Below are 7,627 nucleotides of genomic sequence, written 5' to 3'. Positions count from 1 at the left end.
CAGCGTGTGTGGACATGATTTTTTTAAGCTGACCGCGGTCACCCCGTGACCGTAGTGTTGGCTGTCTTGCTGGGATTCATTCGTAACATAATTTTTTTATGGAGAGTTTGATCCTGGCTCAGGACGAACGCTGGCTGCGTGCTTAACACATGCAAGTCGAACGCTGAAGCCCGCAGCTTGCTGTGGGTGGATGAGTGGCGAACGGGTGAGTAACACGTGAGTAACCTGCCCCCGACTTCGGGATAAGCCCGGGAAACTGGGTCTAATACCGGATATGACAACCTAAGGCATCTTTGGTTTGTGGAAAGTTTTTTCGGTTGGGGATGGGCTCGCGGCCTATCAGTTGGTGAGGTAATGGCTCACCAAGACGACGACGGGTAGCCGGCCTGAGAGGGCGACCGGCCACACTGGGACTGAGACACGGCCCAGACTCCTACGGGAGGCAGCAGTGGGGAATATTGCACAATGGGGGAAACCCTGATGCAGCGACGCAGCGTGCGGGATGACGGCCTTCGGGTTGTAAACCGCTTTCAGCAGGGAAGAAGCCCCTTGGGGTGACGGTACCTGCAGAAGAAGTACCGGCTAACTACGTGCCAGCAGCCGCGGTAATACGTAGGGTACAAGCGTTGTCCGGAATTATTGGGCGTAAAGAGCTCGTAGGTGGTTGGTCACGTCTGCTGTGGAACGCAACGCTTAACGTTGCGCGTGCAGTGGGTACGGGCTGACTAGAGTGCAGTAGGGGAGTCTGGAATTCCTGGTGTAGCGGTGAAATGCGCAGATATCAGGAGGAACACCGGTGGCGAAGGCGGGACTCTGGGCTGTAACTGACACTGAGGAGCGAAAGCATGGGGAGCGAACAGGATTAGATACCCTGGTAGTCCATGCCGTAAACGTTGGGCACTAGGTGTGGGGGACATTCCACGTTCTCCGCGCCGTAGCTAACGCATTAAGTGCCCCGCCTGGGGAGTACGGTCGCAAGGCTAAAACTCAAAGGAATTGACGGGGGCCCGCACAAGCGGCGGAGCATGCGGATTAATTCGATGCAACGCGAAGAACCTTACCAAGGCTTGACATACACCAGACCGTCCTGGAAACAGGTCCTCCTCTTTGAGGTTGGTGTACAGGTGGTGCATGGTTGTCGTCAGCTCGTGTCGTGAGATGTTGGGTTAAGTCCCGCAACGAGCGCAACCCTCGTTCTATGTTGCCAGCACGTGATGGTGGGAACTCATAGGAGACTGCCGGGGTCAACTCGGAGGAAGGTGGGGATGACGTCAAATCATCATGCCCTTTATGTCTTGGGCTTCACGCATGCTACAATGGCTGGTACAGAGAGATGCGAGACCGCGAGGTTTTAGCGAATCCCTTAAAGCCAGTCTCAGTTCGGATCGTAGTCTGCAATTCGACTACGTGAAGTCGGAGTCGCTAGTAATCGCAGATCAGCAACGCTGCGGTGAATACGTTCCCGGGCCTTGTACACACCGCCCGTCAAGTCACGAAAGTCGGTAACACCCGAAGCCGGTGGCCCAACCCTTGTGGAGGGGGCCGTCTAAGGTGGGACTGGCAATTGGGACTAAGTCGTAACAAGGTAGCCGTACCGGAAGGTGCGGCTGGATCACCTCCTTTCTAAGGAGCACACATCAGAACCCCAACGCAGCATCCATTCGTGATGCTGGTTGGGCAGCTCAAGGGTGGAACATCCCTATCTGGCTCGTCCACACAGCGGTCTTCGAGGTATGTGCCTCGTGTGAGCGTGTTGGTGGGTGGATATGAATGAATACGTTATTGGGTCCTGGAATCACAGGCCCCACACAACACAGTCCTTCTTTGTGGCTGCGAGTGTGTGTGGTGTGGTGGTTTCATCTAACGGACCGACCCAGACCATAGTCACAGCGCTTCGTCGTTGTGGGTGTGGGTGGTGTTTGGTAGTGGTTTGAGAATCGTATAGTGGACGCGAGCATCAACAACACACCAGTGGTGTGTTGTTATGTAATGTGATTTTTCTTGTGAAATCCGAAAGTGTTTTTTTCGCGCACACAATCATCGACCATGAAAGTGGTTGGTATGAGTGTGTAAGAGCGCATGGTGGATGCCTTGGCATCAGGAGCCGATGAAGGACGTGGAAATCTGCGATAAGCCTCGGGGAGCCGATAAACGGGCTGTGATCCGAGGGTCTCCGAATGGGGAAACCCCGCCACATGAGAGTGTGGTGACCCGCATCTGAATATATAGGATGTGTGGAGGGAACGCGGGGAAGTGAAACATCTCAGTACCCGTAGGAAGAGAAAATAAAATATGATTCCGGGAGTAGTGGCGAGCGAAACTGGAAGAGCCTAAACCGTGTCAGTGTCAAGCGTGCTGGTGTTGCTGACAGGGTGTTGTGGGGTATGCGTGTCTCACCCAGCATGGTGGGGACGTTGATGTGTGTTGCGTGTAGTCGAAGCTGGTGGGAAACAGTACCGCAGTGGGTGAGAGTCCCGTAGACGAAACATGTGACCCCGACGTTGTGCATGTCCCCGAGTAGCACGGTACTCGTGGAATGTCGTGTGAATCTGCCAGGACCACCTGGTAAGGCTAAATACTTCCTGATGACCGATAGCGGATAGTACCGTGAGGGAATGGTGAAAAGTACCCCGGGAGGGGAGTGAAATAGTACCTGAAACCATGTGCTTACAATCCGTCAGAGCCTCCTTGTTGGGGTGATGGCGTGCCTTTTGAAGAATGAGCCTGCGAGTTAGCGGTGCGTGGCGAGGTTAACCCGAGAGGGGTAGTCGTAGCGAAAGCGAGTCCGAATAGGGCGAATGAGTCGCGTGTCCTAGACCCGAAGCGGAGTGATCTAGCCATGGGCAGGGTGAAGCGTGTGTAAGAGCGCGTGGAGGCCCGCACCCACTTCAGTTGAAAATGGAGGGGATGACCTGTGGTTAGGGGTGAAAGGCCAATCAAACTCTGTGATAGCTGGTTCTCCCCGAAATGCATTTAGGTGCAGCGTTGCGTGGTTCTTGCCGGAGGTAGAGCTACTGGATGGCTGATGGGCCCCACCGGGTTACTGACGTCAACTAAACTCCGAATGCCGGTAAGGTTCAGCGTGGCAGTGAGACAGTGGGGGATAAGCTTCATTGTCGAGAGGGAAACAGCCCAGACCATCAACTAAGGCCCCTAAGCGTGTGCTAAGTGGGAAAGGATGTTCAGTTGCGAAGACAACCAGGAGGTTGGCTTAGAAGCAGCCATCCTTGAAAGAGTGCGTAATAGCTCACTGGTCAAGTGATTGAGCGCCGATAATGTAGCGGGGCTAAGTACACCGCCGAAGTTGTGGCAGCACCCCTGAAGCCGTAATGGTGGGGTGTTGGGTAGGGGAGCGTCGTGCTGGCAGTGAAGTCGCCGTGTGAACGAGTGGTGGAGCCGGTACGAGTGAGAATGCAGGCATGAGTAGCGAAAGACGGGTGAGAAACCCGTCCACCGGATGACCAAGGGTTCCAGGGCTAGGCTAATCCGCCCTGGGTAAGTCGGGACCTAAGGCGAGGCCGACAGGCGTAGTCGATGGACAACCAGTTGATATTCTGGTACCGACATTCAACCGTCAATACCAAAACACATGATACTAACTTTCTGGCTCGTCCTTTGCGTCTTCGGATGTGATGTTGGCGAGTTGGCAAGGACCTGAGTGTGGAGTCGGTAAGCGCGAGGTGTGACGCAGGAAGGTAGCCAGGCCACGCGATGGTAGTCGTGGTCTAAGGTCGTAGCACGTGGGGGTAGGTAAATCCGTCCCCACTTTGAGTGTGAGAGCTGATGGGCGCCCCATTTTGGTGGGGTGATCTGGTGATCCTATGCTGCCGAGAAAAGCATCGGCGTGAGGTTGTGTGTTGCCCGTACCCTATAACCGACACAGGTGGTCAGGTAGAGAATACTAAGGTGATCGAGAGAATCGTGGTTAAGGAACTCGGCAAAATGCCCCCGTAACTTCGGGAGAAGGGGGACCATCCCGGTGAACAGGACTTGCTCCTGGATGTGCTGGTGGTGGTCGCAGAGGCCAGAGAGAAGCGACTGTTTATTAAAAACACAGGTCCGTGCGAAGATGTAAGTCGATGTATACGGACTGACGCCTGCCCGGTGCTGGAAGGTTAAGAGGACTCGTTAACCCTTTTGGGGGTGAAGCGGAGAATTTAAGCCCCAGTAAACGGCGGTGGTAACTATAACCATCCTAAGGTAGCGAAATTCCTTGTCGGGTAAGTTCCGACCTGCACGAATGGCGTAACGACTTCTCTGCTGTCTCAACCACGAACTCGGCGAAATTGCATTACGAGTAAAGATGCTCGTTACGCGCAGCAGGACGGAAAGACCCCGAGACCTTCACTATAGTTTGGTATTGGGATTCGGTGTGGTTTGTGTAGGATAGGTGGGAGACTGTGAGACTATCACGCTAGTGGTGGTGGAGTCGTCAAGTGAAATACCACTCTGACTATACTGGATTTCTTAACTTCGGACCCTGATCGGGTTCAGGGACAGTGCCTGATGGGTAGTTTAACTGGGGCGGTTGCCTCCTAAAGAGTAACGGAGGCGCCCAAAGGTTCCCTCAGCCTGGTTGGCAATCAGGTGTCGAGTGTAAGTGCACAAGGGAGCTTGACTGTGAGACGGACGTGTCGAGCAGGAGCGAAAGCTGGGACTAGTGACCCGGCCATGGCTTGTGGAAGCGTGGTCGCTCAACGGATAAAAGGTACCTCGGGGATAACAGGCTGATCTTGCCCAAGAGTCCATATCGACGGCATGGTTTGGCACCTCGATGTCGGCTCGTCGCATCCTGGGGCTGTAGTCGGTCCCAAGGGTTGGGCTGTTCGCCCATTAAAGCGGTACGCGAGCTGGGTTTAGAACGTCGTGAGACAGTTCGGTCCCTATCCGCTGCGTGCGTAGGAAATTTGTGGAGGCCTGTCCTTAGTACGAGAGGACCGGGACGGACGAACCTCTGGTGTGCCAGTTGTACCGCCAGGTGCATGGCTGGTTGGCTACGTTCGGGAAGGATAACCGCTGAAAGCATCTAAGCGGGAAGCCTGCTTCGAGATGAGATTTCCAACCCCATTGTGGGGGTGAGGTGTCCTATAGATTATGGGTTTGATAGGCCGGGTATGGAAGCACTGTGAGGTGTGGAGTTGACTGGTACTAATACGCCGATCACTCATACAACCATTTTGTTGGTTGGTGTGTGCGAGTAACGTTTACGGGTTTTATAAGACTTAACGGGTCATGTTGCATGATGGTGTTCGCGTTCGCTGTACGGTTCTTGGACCGCTACCCACCCTTTTGAGCATTTGGTTGTTCGGGTGGTGGTGGTTTGTTGGTTTTGCGGTGGTGATAGTGGTGGGGAAACGCCCGGTTAACCGTTCCGATCCCGGTAGCTAAGCCCATTCGCGCTGATGGTACTGCAACTTGGTGGTTGTGGGAGAGTAAGTGACTGCCGCAATATTCTTTAATGGGGAGGCCATCCTGTCGTTGACAGGGTGGCCTTCCTGCATTCATGGGGGTTATTCCACTTTGGTGGGGTGGCCCCTTTCTTGTATTCATGCCCTGTTGTGGGTTGTGTTGGGGCTTGTCTCGTGTGTTGCGGGATGACCCCCTTTTTTCATATTCACGTTGATGGGGTGGCAGGCAGGTTCGAGCGACGACTCCGACGGCCGTACCGGACACCATGCGTCATACGCGTAGCGTGTGGAAGCCACCGACAGAAGCGTCCCCAGCAAGCCGCGAGTGATCACTGTTCGACTGCTCTGGACGGGGCACTGGCTCCTCCGCATCTGACTGGCCGCTCTCGTGCAACACTTCGAGATGAGCCCCCTATGCCTGGCCCGGCGCTTCATGGGCTTCTCTCCGAGCGTGCAGGTCCTCGTTGGTCTCGCAGAGGTCGTAGCCGTTCCATCCCACCGCGCGGCTGGGAGCCCTCCTCGCCGCGTTCGGCATGACTGTCGTGTTCCTGCTCAATCTGATTTTCGACGAGCCCGTCAAGCCGCTCTCAGGCATCATCGCGTTGAGGGCATCATCGAACGCATCGCCAACCTGCCAAGGCTCTGTCGCTTCTAAACGTGCAAGCGGACAAGGTCGACCGAGGCACGGCCGGTATCGACGAACCGCATCTTCCTGGCGATCACACGCTTGGCCGGACCTCTCCTTATCCAAGCAGCCTTCGGTCAACTGACGAAAGACGGATCAGCGGCCATCGATCTGAGATACGAAGACGGGAACCCGGCGAGTTCAGACTCACCGGATTCCCGTCTTCACTCAACTTAGAACCCTGACCTGGACTACCCGCAGCTCAACGTCCGAAGAGCTTCGAGAACAGCCCCTTCTTCTTTTTCGGCTCCTCAGCCTTGGTCTCCTGCTCCTCCAGCTGGCGATCGCCGTCCTGCCCCTTGTCAGCCGAGGACTCCGCTGGCTGTGGTTCGGAGACGGGCGGCTGCTCGGACCCCGTCTCGGGTGCGGGACGAGAAGAATCGGAGTCGCGCTCGTCACCTGGGCCCGCCTCGGCGGGGGATGGGGTCGGGGCGGTCTCGTGGGAGGTTTCGGTGGTGGACTCCACTGGCGACGACCCAGGTGTCGAATCCATCGATGGGGCGGCGGCCGAACCTGCGCCGGAGGCAGCGGTTTCAGGAGCCGGGCTCGGTGCAGGGGGAGCCGGCTGTGCAGCGGCCTCCGCGGCAGGAGTTCCAACGGATTCTTGGTCTGTCAAGGAAGCCCCGGTGGCCTGTGCATACTGCTGGGCTGCCTCACCCTCAAGCGGGGCACCCATCTCGCAGTTGGAGATCCGGCGTTCTTCGTCAAAGGACAGATCGGCCGAACCATCAGCGAAGAGCAGACGCAGCGCGCCCTCGGGCAACTCCGCGGTGGGGATGCCCCGCTTGCTCACATACGCCACAAGCGCGGCGCGATGGTCAGTCACCGTTGTCTGCGTCAGCCCCTGCATCAGGGCGCGCACTGTTGTCTTGACCTGAGGCTCGGGAAGTGTGAGCTCCGGAGCGTCGACAAGGAGCCAGACAGTCGTACCGGCACCCGCTGCAGCCGGGTAGTGTGCCCATTTGCCGGTGATCTCCTTCGCCGCGAGGGTCAGACGCAGCGCCAGCTCCTCATCGAGGGGGAGCTCTTCCGTGATCAGCTCAGCGACATCCTCGGCGGCGCCGAACTTGCGCACGTCGTGAGCGAGAGAGACGACGGGCTCGGGGAACTCGTTGATGTTCTCCCATCCCCACAGCCACGTGCTCTGCCCGTTCGACTCCGAGCCGAGCAGGTGCGGGCGACCACGCAGGACAGTCCCCTCTGAGGAGGTGAAGGTGAGATGCGGGTCGGAGGTGAAATCGACCTCCCATTCGGCATCGGCGATGAGTGCGCCGAAGTGCGTCTGCATCTCTGTGGAGAAGAAGACGGCGCGATTGACGAGGTCCTGCAAAGTTGTGCTCATGATTTCAAGACTAGAGGTGTGGGCCCGATTATCGAGGAGGCACGCGGAGCCACCGCCCAGGTCGGAGCTGGTTTCGCCGGGTCATGTCAGTGGCGTGTGGTGAACTGTAACGAATTGAGAGTCGGGTTCGACCTATTGCCAGGAAGGAGAATGCATGTAAGATTGCCTGTTGCGCTTTTGAATTTCTCAACG

At 56.6% G+C, this 7,627-nt stretch carries 1 protein-coding gene and 3 rRNA genes; 3 read left to right on the top strand and 1 reads right to left on the bottom strand.

Going from position 1 to position 7,627, the window contains the following annotated elements; translation table 11 throughout:
- Positions 1-95 precede the first annotated feature (95 nt).
- The 3 genes from HU144_RS19040 to rrf all read left to right on the top strand — a co-directional run bounded on the left by HU144_RS19040 (position 96) and on the right by rrf (position 5,449).
- Positions 96-1,623, top strand: a 16S ribosomal RNA gene (locus HU144_RS19040).
- A 436-nt stretch (positions 1,624-2,059) separates the two neighbouring features.
- Positions 2,060-5,172: ribosomal RNA gene (locus HU144_RS19035) — 23S ribosomal RNA — on the top strand.
- Positions 5,173-5,330: 158 nt separating this feature from the next.
- Positions 5,331-5,449 (top strand): 5S ribosomal RNA (rrf, locus tag HU144_RS19030).
- The 16S, 23S and 5S rRNA genes sit together here, the layout of an rRNA operon.
- Positions 5,450-6,295: 846 nt before the next feature.
- Here the strand turns inward: rrf and HU144_RS19025 are convergent.
- Positions 6,296-7,435: a DUF6882 domain-containing protein gene (locus tag HU144_RS19025; RefSeq protein ID WP_235352629.1), complete on the bottom strand. Its 1,140-nt coding sequence runs from the start codon at positions 7,433-7,435 to the stop codon at positions 6,296-6,298.
- Positions 7,436-7,627: the final 192 nt, after the last annotated feature.

The organism is Brevibacterium sp. UCMA 11752 (assembly GCF_021532235.1).
GTDB lineage: Bacteria > Actinomycetota > Actinomycetes > Actinomycetales > Brevibacteriaceae > Brevibacterium > Brevibacterium antiquum.
This window is presented reverse-complemented; position numbering and strand designations above follow the sequence as displayed.

Bases quoted from the DNA above. Each gene is read 5' to 3' on its own strand.
- HU144_RS19025 (WP_235352629.1), bottom strand. From the start codon at position 7,435: ATGAGCACAACTTTGCAGGACCTCGTCAATCGCGCCGTCTTCTTCTCC.